Origin of the sequence: Caballeronia sp. NK8 (assembly GCF_018408855.1) — a bacterium.
Lineage (GTDB): Bacteria > Pseudomonadota > Gammaproteobacteria > Burkholderiales > Burkholderiaceae > Caballeronia.
Map to the genome: position 1 here is coordinate 911,146 of NZ_AP024325.1, position 16,775 is coordinate 927,920.

At 61.5% G+C, this 16,775-nt stretch carries 20 protein-coding genes; 7 read left to right on the forward strand and 13 right to left on the reverse strand.

All coding sequences use genetic code 11. From position 1 onward, the window contains the following. Positions 1 to 130 precede the first annotated feature (130 nt). From NK8_RS29490 to NK8_RS29500, 3 genes are all read left to right on the forward strand, one after another. Entirely contained in the window at positions 131 to 706 is a 576-nt protein-coding gene (locus NK8_RS29490) for a thioredoxin family protein (protein WP_213231651.1), read from the forward strand. A gap of 74 nt (positions 707 to 780) precedes the next feature. Next, positions 781 to 1,290 (forward strand): DUF6622 family protein, encoded by a 510-nt coding sequence (locus tag NK8_RS29495; RefSeq protein WP_213231653.1) that lies wholly within the window; start codon positions 781 to 783, stop codon positions 1,288 to 1,290. Between the two features lie 87 nt (positions 1,291 to 1,377). Next, positions 1,378 to 2,172, forward strand: coding sequence for a DUF899 domain-containing protein (locus NK8_RS29500; RefSeq protein WP_213231655.1), 795 nt, complete (start codon positions 1,378 to 1,380; stop codon positions 2,170 to 2,172). Positions 2,173 to 2,178: 6 nt separating this feature from the next. On the opposite strand, the gene NK8_RS29505 is transcribed toward NK8_RS29500, so the two are convergent. Further along, positions 2,179 to 3,027 (reverse strand): alpha/beta fold hydrolase, encoded by an 849-nt coding sequence (locus NK8_RS29505; RefSeq protein WP_213231657.1) that lies wholly within the window; start codon positions 3,025 to 3,027, stop codon positions 2,179 to 2,181. Between the two features lie 107 nt (positions 3,028 to 3,134). Here NK8_RS29505 and NK8_RS29510 point away from each other — a divergent pair, with 107 nt between their 5' ends. Both NK8_RS29510 and NK8_RS29515 read left to right on the forward strand, forming a co-directional pair. Beyond that, entirely contained in the window at positions 3,135 to 3,491 is a 357-nt protein-coding gene (locus NK8_RS29510; RefSeq protein ID WP_162070826.1) for a helix-turn-helix transcriptional regulator, read from the forward strand. After that, the gene (locus NK8_RS29515) at positions 3,478 to 3,993 is read left to right on the forward strand and encodes an SRPBCC domain-containing protein (RefSeq protein WP_213231659.1); all 516 of its coding nucleotides are present in this window, start codon (positions 3,478 to 3,480) and stop codon (positions 3,991 to 3,993) included. Before NK8_RS29510 ends, NK8_RS29515 begins: the two co-directional genes overlap by 14 nt. A gap of 18 nt (positions 3,994 to 4,011) precedes the next feature. On the opposite strand, the gene poxB is transcribed toward NK8_RS29515, so the two are convergent. From poxB to NK8_RS29545, 6 genes are all read right to left on the reverse strand, one after another. Further along, entirely contained in the window at positions 4,012 to 5,733 is a 1,722-nt protein-coding gene (gene poxB / locus NK8_RS29520; protein ID WP_213231661.1) for a ubiquinone-dependent pyruvate dehydrogenase, read from the reverse strand. A 244-nt stretch (positions 5,734 to 5,977) separates the two neighbouring features. Then, complete coding sequence (locus tag NK8_RS29525; protein WP_162070823.1) at positions 5,978 to 6,775, reverse strand: transporter substrate-binding domain-containing protein; 798 nt, start codon at positions 6,773 to 6,775, stop codon at positions 5,978 to 5,980. A gap of 48 nt (positions 6,776 to 6,823) precedes the next feature. Continuing rightward, positions 6,824 to 7,552, reverse strand: a complete 729-nt coding sequence (locus tag NK8_RS29530) for an amino acid ABC transporter ATP-binding protein (protein ID WP_162070822.1) — start codon at positions 7,550 to 7,552, stop codon at positions 6,824 to 6,826. Further along, positions 7,536 to 8,189 (reverse strand): amino acid ABC transporter permease, encoded by a 654-nt coding sequence (locus NK8_RS29535; protein WP_213231663.1) that lies wholly within the window; start codon positions 8,187 to 8,189, stop codon positions 7,536 to 7,538. Before NK8_RS29535 ends, NK8_RS29530 begins: the two co-directional genes overlap by 17 nt. After that, positions 8,186 to 8,932 carry an amino acid ABC transporter permease gene (locus tag NK8_RS29540; RefSeq protein ID WP_213231665.1) on the reverse strand — a complete coding sequence of 249 codons (747 nt, stop codon included), beginning with the start codon at positions 8,930 to 8,932 and terminating at the stop codon, positions 8,186 to 8,188. Before NK8_RS29540 ends, NK8_RS29535 begins: the two co-directional genes overlap by 4 nt. Before the next feature lie 103 nt (positions 8,933 to 9,035). Then, positions 9,036 to 9,881, reverse strand: a complete 846-nt coding sequence (locus NK8_RS29545) for an NAD(P)-dependent oxidoreductase (RefSeq protein WP_213231667.1) — start codon at positions 9,879 to 9,881, stop codon at positions 9,036 to 9,038. Between the two features lie 140 nt (positions 9,882 to 10,021). Here NK8_RS29545 and NK8_RS29550 point away from each other — a divergent pair, with 140 nt between their 5' ends. Beyond that, a complete protein-coding gene (locus tag NK8_RS29550; RefSeq protein WP_213231669.1) occupies positions 10,022 to 10,774 on the forward strand; it encodes a FadR/GntR family transcriptional regulator in 753 nt (250 codons plus the stop codon). Between the two features lie 17 nt (positions 10,775 to 10,791). Here NK8_RS29550 and NK8_RS29555 read toward each other — a convergent pair whose 3' ends face one another. The 6 genes from NK8_RS29555 to NK8_RS29580 all read right to left on the reverse strand — a co-directional run bounded on the left by NK8_RS29555 (position 10,792) and on the right by NK8_RS29580 (position 15,547). Continuing rightward, positions 10,792 to 11,139 carry a DUF1493 family protein gene (locus NK8_RS29555; protein WP_213231671.1) on the reverse strand — a complete coding sequence of 116 codons (348 nt, stop codon included), beginning with the start codon at positions 11,137 to 11,139 and terminating at the stop codon, positions 10,792 to 10,794. Further along, positions 11,132 to 11,587: an STM2901 family protein gene (locus tag NK8_RS29560; protein ID WP_213231673.1), complete on the reverse strand. Its 456-nt coding sequence runs from the start codon at positions 11,585 to 11,587 to the stop codon at positions 11,132 to 11,134. The genes NK8_RS29555 and NK8_RS29560 overlap by 8 nt, the downstream gene beginning before the upstream one ends. Before the next feature lie 14 nt (positions 11,588 to 11,601). Continuing rightward, the gene (locus NK8_RS29565) at positions 11,602 to 12,072 is read right to left on the reverse strand and encodes a type VI secretion system tube protein Hcp (RefSeq protein WP_213231675.1); all 471 of its coding nucleotides are present in this window, start codon (positions 12,070 to 12,072) and stop codon (positions 11,602 to 11,604) included. A gap of 179 nt (positions 12,073 to 12,251) precedes the next feature. After that, on the reverse strand, positions 12,252 to 13,601 hold the full coding sequence (locus NK8_RS29570) for an MFS transporter (RefSeq protein WP_213231677.1): 1,350 nt from the start codon (positions 13,599 to 13,601) through the stop codon (positions 12,252 to 12,254). Positions 13,602 to 13,811: 210 nt separating this feature from the next. Next, a complete protein-coding gene (locus NK8_RS29575; RefSeq protein ID WP_213231679.1) occupies positions 13,812 to 14,720 on the reverse strand; it encodes an SMP-30/gluconolactonase/LRE family protein in 909 nt (302 codons plus the stop codon). Continuing rightward, entirely contained in the window at positions 14,717 to 15,547 is an 831-nt protein-coding gene (locus tag NK8_RS29580; protein ID WP_162070816.1) for an NAD(P)-dependent oxidoreductase, read from the reverse strand. Before NK8_RS29580 ends, NK8_RS29575 begins: the two co-directional genes overlap by 4 nt. 199 nt (positions 15,548 to 15,746) lie before the next feature. On the opposite strand from NK8_RS29580, the gene NK8_RS29585 reads away from it, so the two are divergent. Next, entirely contained in the window at positions 15,747 to 16,736 is a 990-nt protein-coding gene (locus NK8_RS29585) for a LacI family DNA-binding transcriptional regulator (RefSeq protein WP_162070815.1), read from the forward strand. Positions 16,737 to 16,775 lie beyond the last annotated feature (39 nt).

Here is a 16,775-nt window from a genome sequence, read left to right on the forward strand (position 1 = left end):
GAAACGGCGCGCCGTGCAAGGTCTTGTATCGCCCGCGTGGCCAGATACATGGCGATACAAACGGGACACGCGCGCGATACATCAGCGCGCTTCAATACGCTCCAATGTCAAACCGAAAGGAGAACCCGTCATGTTCGATCGTCTCAAGATCGCAGCCGTCGCCACTGCAATGGTCGCCTCGCTCGGCGCCGTCGCCGCGCTCACCGCCTTTTCCTCGACCGGCGCGGCGGCCGGCGTGACAGCGACGCAGCAGAGCGGCGCGCAGGCGCCCGAGTTCGCCGGCATCGACAACTGGTTCAACAGCGCACCGCTCGATCTCAAGCAGTTGCGCGGCAAGGTCGTGCTGGTGGATTTCTGGACCTTCGATTGCATCAATTGCGTGCATACGCTGCCGCACGTGAAGGACCTGTATGCGCGGTATCGCGACAAGGGGCTCGTCGTGGTCGGCGTGCATACGCCCGAATACACGTTCGAGCGCGATACCGGCAATCTGAAGAAAGCGATCGCGAAATATGGAATCGAATATCCGGTCGCGCAGGACAATCGATACGCAACGTGGAACGCGTACAACAACCAGTATTGGCCCGCGCTCTATCTGATCGATCAGAACGGCAAGATCGTCTACACGCACTTCGGCGAAGGGCAATATGCGCAGACCGAAGAAATGATTCGCGGGCTGCTCGGATTGAGCGGGAAACAGAGCTGAACGACCCAACTCATTCGTAGCTAATTTTGCGGCGGCATCATGCGCGTCAAACAACCGATTCGAAGGAGATGATCATGACGCCGATCGCCATCATTCAAGGCACGCCGACCTGGGTCTGGCTGCTGCTCGCGTTCCTGGCTTATCGCGGATTCAAGGCGACGCAGGCCAGCACCACGCCGTTGTCGAAACTCGCGATCATCCCGCTGATTTTCGCGGGCATGGGCATTGCACATTTGTTCTCGGCGCCGCTCGCAGGCTTGGACGCGGTCGCCGCATGGATCATCGGGATGGGCGCGGGCATCGCGGGCGGCGTCTTCACGGCGACCCGCACGCGCTTCATCGTCGATCCGATCGCGCGCACCGTGATGCTGCCGGGCTCGTTCCTGCCGCTGGTGCTGATCGCCGCCACGTTCATCGCGAAGTTCTGGCTCGGCTTCGAACTGGCGACGGTGACGAATCTGTCGGCGCTCGCGATGTACGTGACGATCGATGCGGCCGTGTCCGGCATCGTCGCGGGCATGTTCGCCGGACGCTTCTTCACGTACTGGAAGACGCTGCACACGTTGCGTGCGTCGTGGGCGTGAAGCGGAATGCCGTCACACTTGTTACTCCCGTCGATCCATTTTCAGGTGCAGACTGATTCAAGGCAAACAACGCGGAGGTTGAAGGCCATGACATCATCAGACGAAAAAGGAACGACGGGCGCGCAGAGTGAAATGCGTACACCGGCGGTTGTATCGAAGGACGAATGGGAAGCGGCGCGCGACGCATTGCTCGTGAAGGAAAAGGCCCACACCCGCGCACGCGACGCGCTTGCGGCCGAGCGTCGCCGCATGCCGTGGATGGCCGTGAAGACGGACTATCAGTTCGAAGGCCCCGACGGCAGGATTGGCTTGCTCGATCTCTTCGAAGGCAGGCGTCAACTGATCGTCTATCGCGCGTTCTATGAGCCGGGCGTGTTCGGCTGGCCCGAACATGCGTGCCGTGGCTGCTCGATGGTCGCCGATCAGGTCGCGCATGTCGCGCACCTCAACGCACGCGACACGACGCTCGTGTTCGTATCGCGTGGACCGCAGCAGGACATCGCACGCCTGAAAGCGCGCATGGGATGGGACATTCCGTGGTTCACGCTCACGGACGGCTTCGATGCCGACTTCGGCGTCGACGAATGGCACGGCACGAACGTGTTCTTCCGCGATGGCGACCGCGTGTTCCGCACGTACTTCCTCAACAATCGCGGCGACGAGCAGATGGGCAATACGTGGAACTATCTCGACATCACGCCGCTCGGCCGGCAGGAGCTGTGGGAAGACTCGCCTGAAGGTTATCCGCAGACGCCGACGTACAAGTGGTGGAACTGGCACGACAGCTACGTAGCCGATGCGCCGCCCGACAAGAAGTGGGTCGAGATCTCCACCGCCGGTGAAGCGGCGTTTCGGGAAGAGAGTGCGAAAAAGAAATCGTGAGGCCGCTCATCGCTGTTGCGCGAACGTCAGCCATTCGCCGACGATCGCTTCCGGCGCGTCCTCCTGCATCAGATGCCCCGATCCGGGCACACGCGTGAAGCGCGCGCCCGGAATCAGCGACGCCAGTTCGACGCCGCGTTCGACCGGTATCCATTCGTCATCCTCGCCCCAGAGAATCGACACGGAACACGTCAGTTCGCCGTAGCGCGACTGCACCTCATCCGTATAGCGCTGATCCATCTGCGCGATCTGCCGATAGAACGCCGCCTGGCCCTGCTCACCCGTCCAGGGGCGCGTATAGATGCGCAGCGTGTCTTCCGCCAGGCGCCGATGCGCCGCGCCTTGCAGATACGCATCGAGCATGGCCTGATGCATATACGGCGGCACGCCCGCGAACGCGGCTTCGTGCTGCCGGACATGACGCACGAACGGCGAACCCCAGGGCGCGACGGCGACTGGATCGACGAGCATCAACGAACGATAGGCGCAGCCGTTCAGCAGCGCCGCCCTGAGCGACGTCGCGCCGCCGAAGTCGTGCGCGAGCACGTCGGGCAGCGCGCCGTTCCAGTCGCGGCTCCAGTGGCCGATCAACGCCGCGAGCACGCGATTCTGCACGCCGAGCGACACATCCTGTCCCTCGCGCATGGCCGATTCGCCATAGCCCAGCAGATCGAAATAATGCACGCGCCTCGACCGCGCGACGATCGGTGCGATGCGCCGCCATACCTGCGATGAAAACGGCGTGCCGTGCACCAGCACGAGCGGCGCGCCTTCACCCATCACGCCGAAGCGCACCGGTTGACCTTCGAAATCGAAAACGTGATCGAGGGGCAATGCATGTTTCGTTTCACTCATGGCGGATCCCTTGAATGGCGAATGATGAGGATACGCCGCGCTTGACCATCGCGCCGCGCTCTCTTATATTCCTGATTAGCTATATAACCGATCAGCCATCGAAACGCATGCGCGAAGACGACTTGAATCAGGTATTCGCGGCGCTCGCCGATCCCACGCGGCGCGCCATCGTCGCGCGGCTTGCGAGCGGCGAAGCCACCGTGAACGAACTGGCCGAGCCGTTCGAGATGACACAACCGTCTATCTCGAAGCATCTCAAGGTGCTGGAGCGCGCGGGGTTGATCTCGCGTTCGCGCGCCGCGCAGACGCGTCCCTGCCGTCTTGAACCGGCGGCGCTCAGTGAAGTCGCGAATTGGGTCGATGCGTATCGGTCGCTGTGGGAAACGAGCTTCGACCGCCTCGACGCGTTTCTGAAGACCACCGCAAAGATAAAGCCTAAAGGAAGAAAACATGCCGCAAAGTAACGACACGGCCGCCGCCAGCGTGGCCTTCGAGATGAACCGCGTATTCGACGCGCCGCGCGAACGCGTCTGGCAAGCGTGGAGCGAAGCGGATCAGATCTCGCGCTGGTGGGGTCCGAAAGGCTGCACGCTGGAACTGCGTCGCTTCGAGTTTCGTCCCGGCGGCTTCTTTCATTACGCGATGCAGTTCGCCGGCGCGCCCGCGATGTGGGGCCGCTTCAACTATCGCGAGATCGTGGAGCGTGAGCGCATCGTGTGGCTGAACTCGTTCGCGAACGAAAACTGCGGCATCGCGCGCGCGCCGTTCAGCGAGGTATGCCCGCTGGAGATCGAGAACTTCGTGACGTTCAGCGATCGGGACGGTAAAACCCTGGTCGCGCTGCGCGCCACGCCTTTTGGCGCGAGTGCGGAAGAACAGCGCTATTTCGATGCATTGCGGCCATCGCTCGAACAGGGTTACGGCGGCACGCTCGATCAACTCGCCGACTTCCTGCGCGGCCCGTGAAGGCCGCGCGGCCTCGCCTCAACGCAGGTTCGTGCGCGCAAGCTCGACGATTTCATCGCCACGCCCGCTCAGGATCGCGCGCAACATGTAGAGGCTGAAGCCCTTCGCCTGCGACAGCTCGATGGTCGGCGGCATCGCGAGTTCGTGCTTCGACGTGACGACATCCACGACCGCCGGCCCCTTGTGCGCGAACGCTTCCCGCAGCGCGCTCTCGAGTTGCTCGGACTCTTCCACGCGCACCGACCAGATGCCCGCGCCCTTCGCGATCTGCGAGAAGTCGGTCTTGCTCAGATCGACATTGGTGTCGAGATAGCCGCCCGCCTTCAGTTCCATCGACACGAAGCCGAGCAGGCTGTTGTTGAACACGACGACCTTGATCGGCAAGTCGAGTTGCACGGCGGAGAGAAGATCGCCGAGCATCATCGACAACCCGCCGTCGCCGGATAGCGACACCACTTGCCGTTGCGGTTGCGCCGCCTGCGCGCCGAGCGCCTGCGGCATCGCATTGGCCATCGAGCCGTGATTGAACGAGCCGTGCAACTGGCGCTTGCCGTTCATCGTCAGATAGCGGGCAGCCCAGAGCGTCGGTGTGCCGACGTCCACGGTGAAGATCGCATCGTCCGCCGCGATTTCATCGACGAGCTTCGTCAGGTATTGCGGATGAATCGGACGGCCCGGCGCGGACGGCGTCGCGAGCTCGTCGAGATCCTTGCGCGCAGTGGCGTAGTGCTTGAGCGCGTTCTCGAGGAAGCGGCGTTCGTCCTTGCGTTGAAGCTTCGGCAAGAGCGCGGCCAGCGTCTCCTTGATCGTGCCGATGAGCCCCATCTCCAGCGGCGCGCGGCGGCCCAGTTGCGAGCCGCGCCAGTCGATCTGCACGATCTTCGCCTGCGGCGGATAGAACGGGCGATACGGAAAATCGCAGCCGAGCAAGAGCAATGTGTCGCACGACATCATCGCGTGATAGCCCGAACTGAAGCCGATGAGCCCGGTCATGCCGACATCGAACGGATTGTCGTACTCGATGAACTGCTTGCCGCGCAGCGCATGCACGACCGGCGCGCCGAGCGTATCGGCGAGCGCCACCACCTCGTCGTGCGAGCCGGCCACGCCGCTGCCGCACATGATCGTCACCGCTTCGCAGCCGTTCAGGAGCGCCGCGAGTCTTTCGAGATTGGCATCCGACGGCACGATCGCGCCCGGAGCGCTCGCGGTCCAGCGCGGCGCCTCGCTCGGGCCTTCGCTCAATGCGATATCGCCCGGCAGCACGATCACCGCGACGCCGCGCTGATCGATCGCCGCGCGCATCGCGCGTTCCAGCACGCGCGGGAACTGCGATGCGTTCGTCACCAGTTCCACGAAGTGACTGCACTCCCTGAACAATTCCTGCGGATGCGTTTCCTGGAAATAGCCGAGTCCGATCTCCGTCGAGGGAATATGCGCGGCAATCGCGAGCACCGGCTGATGATTGCGATGGCAATCGTAGAGGCCATTGATCAGGTGGAGATTGCCCGGCCCGCAACTGCCCGCGCACACGGCGAGCTTGCCTGTCGCGGCGGCGTCCGCACCGGCCGCGAAGGCGGCGGCTTCTTCGTGGCGCGTATGCATCCAGCGGATCGAGCCCACGCGCTCAAGGCTGAATGCGAGGCCGTTCAGGCTGTCGCCCGTGACGCCCCAGATGCGCTCCACGCCCGCTGCGGCGAGTGTCTTCGCCAGATAATCGGCATTCGTATTCTTGGCCATGATGCTTCCTGTGGTAAGGGGGCAGTCCAATGAATGACGGATCGCGTGCGACCGAGCACAGCGCCGCGCGCCCGTGATGGCTCAATACATGCAGGATTCAAAATGCAGAGGGAAGTGTACGCCGGAGCAATGCGGGCTGTCTTGAACCCTGCTGAAGCCGCATGGACGCGGCGGTGCGGAAGTTTTCGCGCATGGCGTTGCGCCATGCGCTCGAGGCATTTTTAATACATTATTCCGGGCGGAATCAGGCGCCCTTTCGCACGCCGTCCGGCAAATCACGCCCGTGATACTTCTTGTAGATCGTGTTCAGATTGCCGTTCTTCATGTTCGTGCCGACCCAGTTGTTCACCCATTCCTTCAGGCGCGGCTGATCCTTGTTCATCGCGATGCCGAGATCGAAGGTCTTCTGCTCGAACTTCATTTCGATGTTGCGTTGCGGCGCGCGGTCCTGCATTTCCTTCAGGTTCGAAGGCGTACTCGAAAAGATGTCGACCTGGCCCGTGACCATCGACGTGATGAGCGTCGCGTCGTCCTCGTAGCGCTGGATCTGCGCGCCCTTCGCCTGCTGCGTCGTGAGCGTGTCGTTCACCGTCGCGCGCGTGAGGCCGATGGTCTTGCCGTCGAGGTCCGCGTAACCCTTCACGCTGGCCGACTTCACGCCGCCGACGATGATCGAGATCACCGCATACGGATTCGAGAAATCCACCACTTTCGCGCGTTCGGGCGTGACCGACAGCGAGGAAATCACGAGATCCGCGCGCTTCGCCTGCAGCGTCGGAATGCGCGCGGCATTGGTGATCTGCACGAGTTCGAGCTTCACACCGAGATCCTTTGCGAGCGCAGTGGCCGTATCGACGTCCGACCCGGCGGGCTTCAGATTCTGGTCCGCATAGCTGAAGAGCGGCGTGCCGATCGCGATCGCGACGCGCACGACGCCGGCTTTCTTGATGTCGTCGAGTTCATCGGCCATCGCGCTGTGGATTGCGCCTGCCATCATCAGGGTTGCGAGTGCCGCGCGTGCAATGATTGTCTTCGCTTTCAAGTCGAGTCTCCGTCGTTATTGATGTTGCATGAATTGGATTCCGGACCTTCAAAGCCCGTTATCGAGGAATGCGCGCAATTCGGGCGTGCGTGGTGCATCGAGCATGCTGCCGTCGCCCACTTCCCACACCTTGCCCTGATGCATGTAGATGATGCGATCGGCCACGCGCTTGGCGAAGGCCATCTCGTGCGTCACGAGCAGCATCGTCATGCCGTCGGCCGCGAGGTCTTCCATCACGCGCAGCACTTCGCCCGTCAGTTGCGGATCGAGCGCCGAGGTCACTTCGTCGAACAGCATCACCTTCGGCGACATCGCCAGTGAGCGCGCAATGGCCACGCGCTGTTGCTGTCCGCCCGACAACTGTTCGGGATAGGCATCGGCTTTCTGTCCGAGACCGACCTGCTCCAGCACGTTCATCGCGATGCGCCGCGCTTCGTCGCGCGACATCTTCTTCACGTGGCGCAGCGCGAGCATGATGTTCTCCTCCACCGTCAGATGCGGAAAGAGGTTATAGCTCTGGAACACGATGCCCACTTCACGGCGCAACAGATGCAGATCGACCTTCGGATCGTCGACGCGAATGCCGCACACTTCGATCTGGCCCTGGTCGATGGTTTCCAGACGATCGATGCATCGCAAAGCCGTGCTCTTGCCCGAACCGCTCGCGCCGATCACGGCGATCATCTCGCCCTTCTCGATCTCGAAGGACACGCCCTTGAGCACGTGATTCGAGCCGAAGCTCTTGTGAATATCGCCGACCTTAACGATTGCTGACATTGAGCTTGTTCTCCATCGATTGGCTCCAGCGCGAAAGCGGATAGCACAGTACGAAATAGAAAGCGCCGACCAGTCCGAAGATGAGGAACGGCTGGAAGATCGAGTTATTGATGATCTGGCCCGCGCGCGTCAGTTCGACGAAGCCGATCACCGAAGCGAGCGACGTCATCTTGATAAGCTGCACGAGAAAGCCGACCGTTGGCGGCAACGCGAGACGCATCGCCTGCGGGATGATCACGAGGCGCAACGTCTGCCAGCGCGTGAGCGACAGGCACTCCGATGCTTCCCATTGCGGCTTCGGCATCGCTTCAATGCAGCCGCGCCAGATGTCGCCGAGATACGCGCTCGAATACACCATCAGCGCAAGGCCGGCCGCGATGAGCGCGGGCACCTGATAGCCATATACCGACAGGCCGAAGTACACGATGAAAAGCAGGATCAGCAGCGGAATGCCCTGAATCGCCTCGATATAGACGAGCGCGGCGCGCGCGAGCCACACGCGCGGCGAGATGCGCGCGAGCATCACGCAGAAACCACCGATGCCGCCGAGGGCGAACGCGAGCACGGAAAGCACCAGCGTCCAGCCGATCGATTGCACCAGATAGATCAGGTGCGCCGACGTGAATCCGCCGCTCATGCCGCACCTCCCGGAATTACGGTATCGACGCGTTGCGGATCGGGCGGCGTCTTGCCCGCGCGCTTCGCTGCAAGACGAATCGCGCGGCGGCGCTTGAAGAGATGCTCTCCCACGGCCCACGCAATCAGCTTGATGATCAGCGACAGCACGAGATACAGCGCGGCGACCACGATGTAGGTTTCGAGCGAGCGGAACGTGTCGGACTGCACGGTGTTGGCGACGGCGGTGAGCTCCTCCGCCGATATCTGCGATGCGATCGCGGAGGCCTGCATCATCAGCAGGAACTGGCTCGTCAATGCGGGATACACCTTTTCGATCGACGGCTGCAACATCACATGCCAGCCGATGCGCCACTTCGGCAGCCCGAGACACTCAGCGGCTTCGATCTGGCCACGCGGCACGGACTCGAGCCCCGCGCGAATGATCTCGGCCGCATATGCGCCGATGTTGATCGTCATCGCGAGCGCGGCGGCCGCGAAGGTCGGCATGCGCAAGCCGACGCTCGCGAGACCGAAGTACAGCAGAAAGATCTGCACGAGGAACGGCGTGTTGCGCACGGCCTCGATATAGATGATGCAAATGCGCGTGAGCACCGGCACCTTCGCGCGCTTGGCGAACGCGACCAGCATGCCGAGGATCAGCCCGAAGAACACGGCCACGCAGGTCATCTTGAGCGTGAGCCATGCGCCTAGCAGGAAGGTCGGCCAGTACGGCCATAGCGGCGAGAAATCGAGAGAAAACATGACGGCGAATGTCCCTGTGAGGTCTGGGCGCGGCTTTCATTGCGACCCGCGCTGGATGTATGACGACATACCATGAATGCCGTGATACTGCATGTTGCATGCATTAAACCGGGTCGAACGGGCCTGTCGTCGTGAACGTGCCGCCTTGCAATACGGCTACCGCGTCAGTGGGCGCGGGCGGCGGCGTCGCTTCGATCTTTGCGCGGAACGGCTCGGACGAGTCGTACGGCACGAAGCCGAGATGCGCGGCGCAGCGGTTGTCCCACCATGTGTGTGCATTCGCAGACATGCCGAAAACGATCGTGTGTCCGACCTCCGGCGTGAACAGGCTGCGGCGCAGCAGATCGTGGAAATCGTCGTAGCTCATCCAGCTCGCCATCATGCGGCGGTCCTTCGGCTCCGGAAACACGGAGCCGATGCGGATGCTCACCGTCTCGATGCCGTACCGGTCGAAGTACATCTGCGCCATGTCTTCACCGAACGATTTGGACAGGCCGTAGTAGCCATCGGGACGCTTGCGCGCGGTGGCATCGATTCGTTCGTCCTGCCGATAGAAACCCGTGACGTGATTCGAGCTCGCGAACACGATGCGCTTCACGCCTTGCCTGCGCGCCGCTTCGTAGAGATTGAACACGCCCTTGATGTTGGCTTCGAGAATCTCCTCGAATGGGCGCTCCACCGAAACGCCGCCGAGATGGATGATCGCATCGCAATCCTTCGCGAGCGCATCGACGGCCTGCCGGTCGGACAGATCGCAAGCGATGATCTCCTCGTGAGCCGCGGCGTCGCTGCTCAGCACACCGGGCAAGTCGGAAATGCGCACGCGCCGCGCGAATTCAGCGACGCGATGCCGGATCGCCTGACCGATTCCGCCCGCGGCGCCGGTCAGCAGCAAGCGGTCGAATTGCGCGACGTCGTCCGTTGAGGGCGTGCCGTTTTGTTGTTCCATCGAGTTGTGTCTCCAGCGAGATCGGCTAGGGATTACCCTGCACGCGTCTTCTTGTACGTTGTCATATCACTGCATGACGCATATCATCATTTACCGACCGATTTGTCAATGTGTGTAAAACCCATTCCAACGAGAACGCCGTGACGCTATCGCCCGATCTTCCCACTGATGCATCCACTGCTTTTCCTGGCGCGCGACGCAGTCTTACCGCGCAACTGGTGGATGCGTTGCGCTCGCAAATCGACACGGAGGAATTGAAGGCCGGCAGCCGCCTCGCGACCGAAGCGGAAATGGTGCAGCGCTTCGGTGTGAGCCGCACCGTGGTGCGCGAGGCGCTATCGAGATTGCAGGCGGCGGGACTCGTGGAGACGCGGCATGGCATCGGCACCTTCGTGTGCGAGGCGGCAACGTCGTCGCTCTTGCAGCTCGATCCCGCCGATGTCGCCGGCTCCATCGACGCATTGGCGATTCTCGAATTGCGCATCAGTCTCGAAACCGAAAGCGCGGGACTCGCCGCCACGCGTTGCGATGCTGCCCGCCTTGCGACGATGCGCTCGGCGCTGGCCGACTTCGCACAGAGCGTCGGTCATGCGACGGATACGGTATCGCCCGATCTGCGTTTTCACATGGAGATCGCGCATGCGACGGGCAATCGATATTTCGTCGAGATCATGGAGCATCTCGGCACGCGCATGATTCCGCGCACGCGCATCACCGCGACGCCGATTCCACGCGATCAATACACGGAGTATCTGATGCGCGTGAATCGCGAGCACGAGCAGATCGCGGATGCGATCGAACGCGGCGACGCCGATTCGGCGCGCACCGCGATGCGTTTGCATTTGATCAATAGCCGGGAGAGGTTGCGGCGGGCGCAGGGGAATGGCTCTTGAGATCCGGGAATTCGGGTTCAACCGATGCGCGCGCTATCCCACGTTCCTAGCTCGATGGCACGCTGAAGCATGCGTATGGTGATTGGTTCGCGTTCAAAGTGCCGCTTTTTATAACTGGGCGAAAGCATCGCGAAGAAGATTGCGAACAGGTTGAACCCTTCGCCTCCAAAGTAGCGATCGAACTCGTAATCACCGCGTTCGATCCCAAAGTGATCGAAAAAGCCTTCCATGAAGATTTGAGCTTCGTCGCCGCTCAGTTCCAAGTCCCATTCGACGCTACTTTCAAGACTCATAGCTCTTTTTCTCGATAGTCCAGCCTTTTTCCGCAGAAAAATCAGAAGATCATCGGATATTCGATTATCCATAAATGCCGACGCCAGAACCGCGTAGTTGATCCTCCGGCTTTACCAGCCGGTTGAAGTGTTTTTCAGTGTTGTTCATGATGACGACTACATCGTATGCAAGGATCACCCACCCCACGATCGGAACCGAGCGGCCAACGAACACCGCGAGATTCCTCGTCATCAGAATTCTCAGATTCAGAATGCTTCGATTGGTGAGCGTGGGCAAAGCCTTCCAGGGAAGTTCGAAATCGAGCAGGGCCCGGCTCACGCGCGAAGCGATGGAAGTTCCCTTTGTTGCTCCACGCGGTTTGGCTCGCGTATTCAAGTATGGTTGACCCAAAAGAATTGCGACTACCGAGCCAACGTCGCGCACGCCCAGACGCTCACATGTTTCCTCGACTAACACGTAGAAATACAGATCGTGCGCAGTTAGCGTTTTGTCGCCATAGCGATAAAGGTCTTCGGACATGATCTACAGCACGCCTATCGACGCTCGTAGCTTTGATCGATGACTGCTGTAATGGTACCGCCCTTGCCGCCCATCGAATCTTGTAGAACGTACTCCATTTTCATTCTCACGAAAGAAATGGAAACCTGCTCGATCAACGTGGAGCCACCTCCGCTTTGCTCGCATTGCGTGATCATAGTGTCGCTGAGTGTGTAGAGCCAGAATTCGTGAGGGATGCCGCCAGCCTTGCGGCATATGACTTTGACTTCAGGAATGTGCTGACCACGCCAGCAGAACGCGGCGATATTTGGGCATGCTCGATCGATTCCATGCGTGAACACCATATCTCCAACTGCGGCGCGTGGATTTCTTCCACCACTGTTACAAAGGGTGCCCGGCGCGTGTTTAAGGCTCCAACTCCATGAGAGTGCATCGATTGCCCCAGCATGTACGCTGTCTCGGGATTCACCCTTGATGCCATCGATCTTTACGAAGATATCGTTCATGCGCAATTCCTGGCTGCTGAAGAGAAGCCAAGAATAAATACCGCGTCAGCACGCCAACCATACGAGAATTCCCATTTGAAAAGAAAGCCGCACGGAGATCCGCGAAACGCAACGGCGCAAGAGTTTCTTGTCAAGAAGCCCTTGCGCCGTTCACAAAAACAGCGAAGCGGAAAACTCTGTCAACGAGCCGCCATCTCCACCTCGCCACTTTCGCCATCATGCGCGCCCGAAATCGTCTCCATCGACGCATCATGATGCAGCAGCAACACCGCAGCCACGCCGACCATGCCCGCCCCCGCGAGGCACAGCAGACCCGCGCCGAAACCGCCGGTGCTGTCCTTGATCCAGCCCATCGCATACGGGCCGAAGAAGCCCGCCAGATTGCCGAGTGAATTGATCGCCGCGATACCGCCGGCCGCAGCCGCGCCCGACAGGAACGAAGCCGGCAGCGTCCAGATCACCGGCAGGCAGCCGAAGATGCCGAAGCCCGCGATCGACAGCGCGATCATCTTCAGCACCGGGTTATCGAGCCCCGCCGAAGCCGCGATGCCGCCCGCTGCCACCATCAGCGCAATCGCGACGTGCCAGCGGCGCTCGAGCTTGCGATCCGAATGACGGCCCCACAACACCATGCTGACCACACCGACCGCATAAGGCAAGGATGTGACGAAGCCGGTCTGCAGATTGGTGAGACCGAAGGCCTTCACGATCTGCGGCAGGAAGAAGCTCAGGCCGTAGTTGGTCGCGTTCGCGCCAAAGTAGATCAGTGCGATGGCCAGCACGCGCGGATTGAGAATGGCCTCCTTCACGCTGAACGCATGCACGGATTCACGATGCGCCCGCTCCTGCGCCTGCCGGTTGACGAGCCAGTCGCGCTCTTCCTTCGCGAGCCAGTGCGCGTCCGCGGGCTTGTCGGTCAGATAGAAGTACACGACGAACGCGAGCACCAGCGCGGGCAATGCTTCGATCAGATACAGCCATTGCCAGCCCTGCATGCCGCCCAGACCGTCCATCTGCAGGAGCGCACCGGAGATCGGCCCGCCGATCACGGTCGACAAGGGAATCGCCGCCATGAAGTATCCGACGACGCGGCCCCGATACTTGGCCGGGAACCACAAGGTCAGCAGAAAGATGATGCCCGGGAAGAAGCCCGCCTCCGCGATGCCGAGCAGAATCCGCAAGCCATAGAACACATAGGCATTCGACAGCCCCGTGGACTGCGCGATGTGCGGAATCCAGGCCATCGCCGCCGCGAGAATGCCCCACGTGAACATGATGCGCGCGATCCAGCGACGCGCGCCGAACCGTTCGAGCAGCAGGTTGGACGGAACCTCGAAAAAGAAATACGCGATAAAGAAAATGCCGGCGCCGAAGCCGAACATGCTGGCGGTAAAGCCAAGCGCCTTGTTCATCTGCAAGGCGGCAAAGCCGACGTTGACGCGGTCAAGATACGCGATGAAGTAACACAGGATCAGGAACGGCACGAGGCGAACCATCACGCGCTTCATGGTGCGAGCTTCAAGGTCCATCAATGTCTCCTCCGGATTTGAGAATCAGTCGATCGCTGGTACTCGAGGTACCTGCGGAGACTACTCTTTACGGAGAAACTACAGCATTGGTGTTTGACCTTGGTATCGGTTCCGAAGCGGGACGTGTCGAACAAATCGATACGCGCCAATGCAGTGCATCGGCGCGTATTCATCCCAAACTGTGCGTAGAAATGACTGGATCGTCGAAGTTTATGCGACCGGTAACAGACCGGCGTAATCCGGTTCCGGTAAGCCTTGCACGCCCGGATTCAAAGCGAATACGTAGCCGTCGTCTTCAGTGGCATTTGTTGCCGGACGAATCGTCGTGACATACAGCATCTTCAGGTCGCCGCCGCCGAATGCGCACATCGACGGCTTGCTCGCGGGCAATGCGATCTCGCGGTCCACCTTGCCTTGCGGCGTGAAGCGCAAGAGACGTCCCGCGTCGTTGGCGCAGGTCCAGTAACAGCCATCGGCATCGACGGCCGCGCCATCGGGGCGGCCCGCATAGTGATGCAGATCCGCGAACACGCGACGCTCGCCCGGTGTGCCGGTCTCGGGGTCGAAGTCGAATGCCCAGATCAGGCGCCGTTGCGGATGCGAGTCCGACAGATACATCGTCCTGCCGTCGGGCGACCACGCAAGGCCGTTCTGGGTGATCAGACCATCGACGACCGGCGCCGACAATACGCCCTGCTCATCGAAGCGATAAAGCGCGCCGGCCGCACTCGCGAGCGACATGTCCTGCACCATCGTGCCGGCCCAGAAGCGCCCTTGCCGGTCGCAACGGCCATCGTTGAAGCGCATGCCCGATGCCGCAAAGGCAGGCGCGGCGAGCTTCACGACGCGCGCTTCGTGCGCCGCGGAGAGCGTCACGCCGAATATCCCGCTCTCCATGCCGGCGACCACACGCCCCGCCGCATCGAACGCGAAGCACGCGACCTGTTCGGCGAACGCCCATTCCTGACGACGCGCGCTTTCGATCTCGAGCCGGACGATCCGGCGCGCCGGGATATCGACCCAATACAGCGCGCCCTCTTGCGCGCGCCATACCGGACATTCGCCCACCGCCGCGCGACCGCCGGCGTCGAGCCGCTCCGCGCGGATCGCTGCGCTCATCGCTTGCGCTCCATCGGCTCGCCGAGCACGAACGGTCCGCCCTGGAATCGTTGCGCGGGGTCGTCGCGATCCGCCGTCGGGCCGGACACCGGGAACAGTCCATCGAACTTCGCCGAGCTGTCTTGCGGATTGAAACCGAGGAAGCCCGCCTTCGCGTTGTCCCACCACTTCACGGGATTGTCCGATACGCCATACACGACCGCATGACCGACGCGATTCGCGAACAGCGAACAGCGCACCAGTTCGATGAAATCGCGGAAACTCAGGTACGTGACGAGCATGCGCGGATTCTTCGGCTCCTCGAACGACGAACCGATGCGCAGATTCACCGTCTCGATGCCGAAACGGTCGAAGTAGTAGCGCGACAGCGATTCGCCGAAGCACTTCGTCACGCCATACAGGCTGTCCGGACGATGCGGCGAATCCGCGTCGAGCACTTCGGTGACCGGATGAAAGCCGATTGCATGGTTCGAACTCGCGAACACGATGCGCTTCACGCCGTAACGGCGCGCCGCTTCGTAGAGGTTGTACGTGCCGCGAATATTCGCTTCGATCAGATCGTCGAACGGCGCGTCGATCGAGATGCCGCCCAGATGCACGATCGCATCGACACCTTCGACGAGCTGCATCACCTTCTCGCGATCCGCGAGATCGACGGCGCTCACCTCTTCATGGCTCGCCGCATCGTCGAGCGGGGCGATGTCGGAGAGCCGCACGACATCGGCCCATTGCGCGAGCGGGCCGCGCAACTGACGGCCCAGATTGCCGGCCGCGCCGGTCAGAAGCAGGCGCTTGAACGGCTTGTCCGCTGCGTTTGGCTGGTTCATCGAGACTCCTATCCAATACGTGGTGATTACGTTGTAAGCAAAAAGGAAGAAAACGTTTTCGAGATGGCGTCGCTCACGCGGACAGCCCGTCGATTGCCGCTTGGCATGCAAAAGGCCGCATGCAAAATGCAGGATGCCACGTCATTGTTTCCTGATTTTCTGCGACAATCCGTTAACACGCGAAAACGTTACCCTCCTAATGAAGAAAATTTCCCCGACCATTCGCGACGTCGCCGCAGCAGCAGGCGTATCCGTCGCAACCGTGTCCAAGTTCATCAACGGCGCGCAGCGTTTCTCCGCGCCCGTCGAAGCCAAGCTGAAGGAAGCCATCGATTCGCTCGGCTACCGCTCCAACCCGCTTGCGCGCTCGATGATCACAGGCAAGACGCGCACCATCGGTCTCACGATCCTCGACATCAGCAACCCGCACTTCACGCACGTCGTGAAGGGCGCCAACCGCATCGCGCTGCGGCACGACTACACGCTGCTGCTCGTCGATATCGACGAAAACCAGGCGCGCGAACGTCCGCTCATAGAAGCGCTCGCGCAACGCGTGGACGGCCTGCTCGTCAGCTCGCGCCTCGCCGACGACGACGCGCGCTGGATGCTCGACCTCGACAAGCCGGTCGTGCTCCTGCGCAACGCCGAACTGCCGATTCCGAGCGTCGGCATCAACAGCCGCCTCGCCACTTACATGCTCGCGCGTCACTTGCTCGATCTCGGGCATCGCCGCATCGCGTATCTCGGCTTCGAGCATGCGCGCATCAACGATGAACGGATTCGCGGCGCGCGCGAGTGTCTCGCCGAAGCGGGCCTCGAACTCGACATCTACGAAGCCCATGCGCCGACCTCGCTCGCGGGCGAACAGGCCTGCTCGCGCGTGATGCTCGGCCCGAAGCGCCCGCAGGCCGTGATCTGCTACAACGACCTGATCGCGCTCGGCTTCATGAAAGAAGCCGCATCGCTCGGCATTCGCGTGCCGCAGGACGTGTCGGTCACCGGCATCGACAACGTGCCTTACGGCGCATACGCCGCACCGGGCCTGACCACCGTCGACATCCAGAGCGAGAAGATGGGCGAACTGGCGATGCAGAAGCTCATCGACGCCCTCGCGGGCCATCCCGATCCGGGCAACTCCATGTTCGAGCCTCGGCTCATCGTGCGCGAATCGACTGCTGCCGCTGCATGACGCGCGCCGCGACGCCTGCAGGTTGCGAGTGCTGGCGGC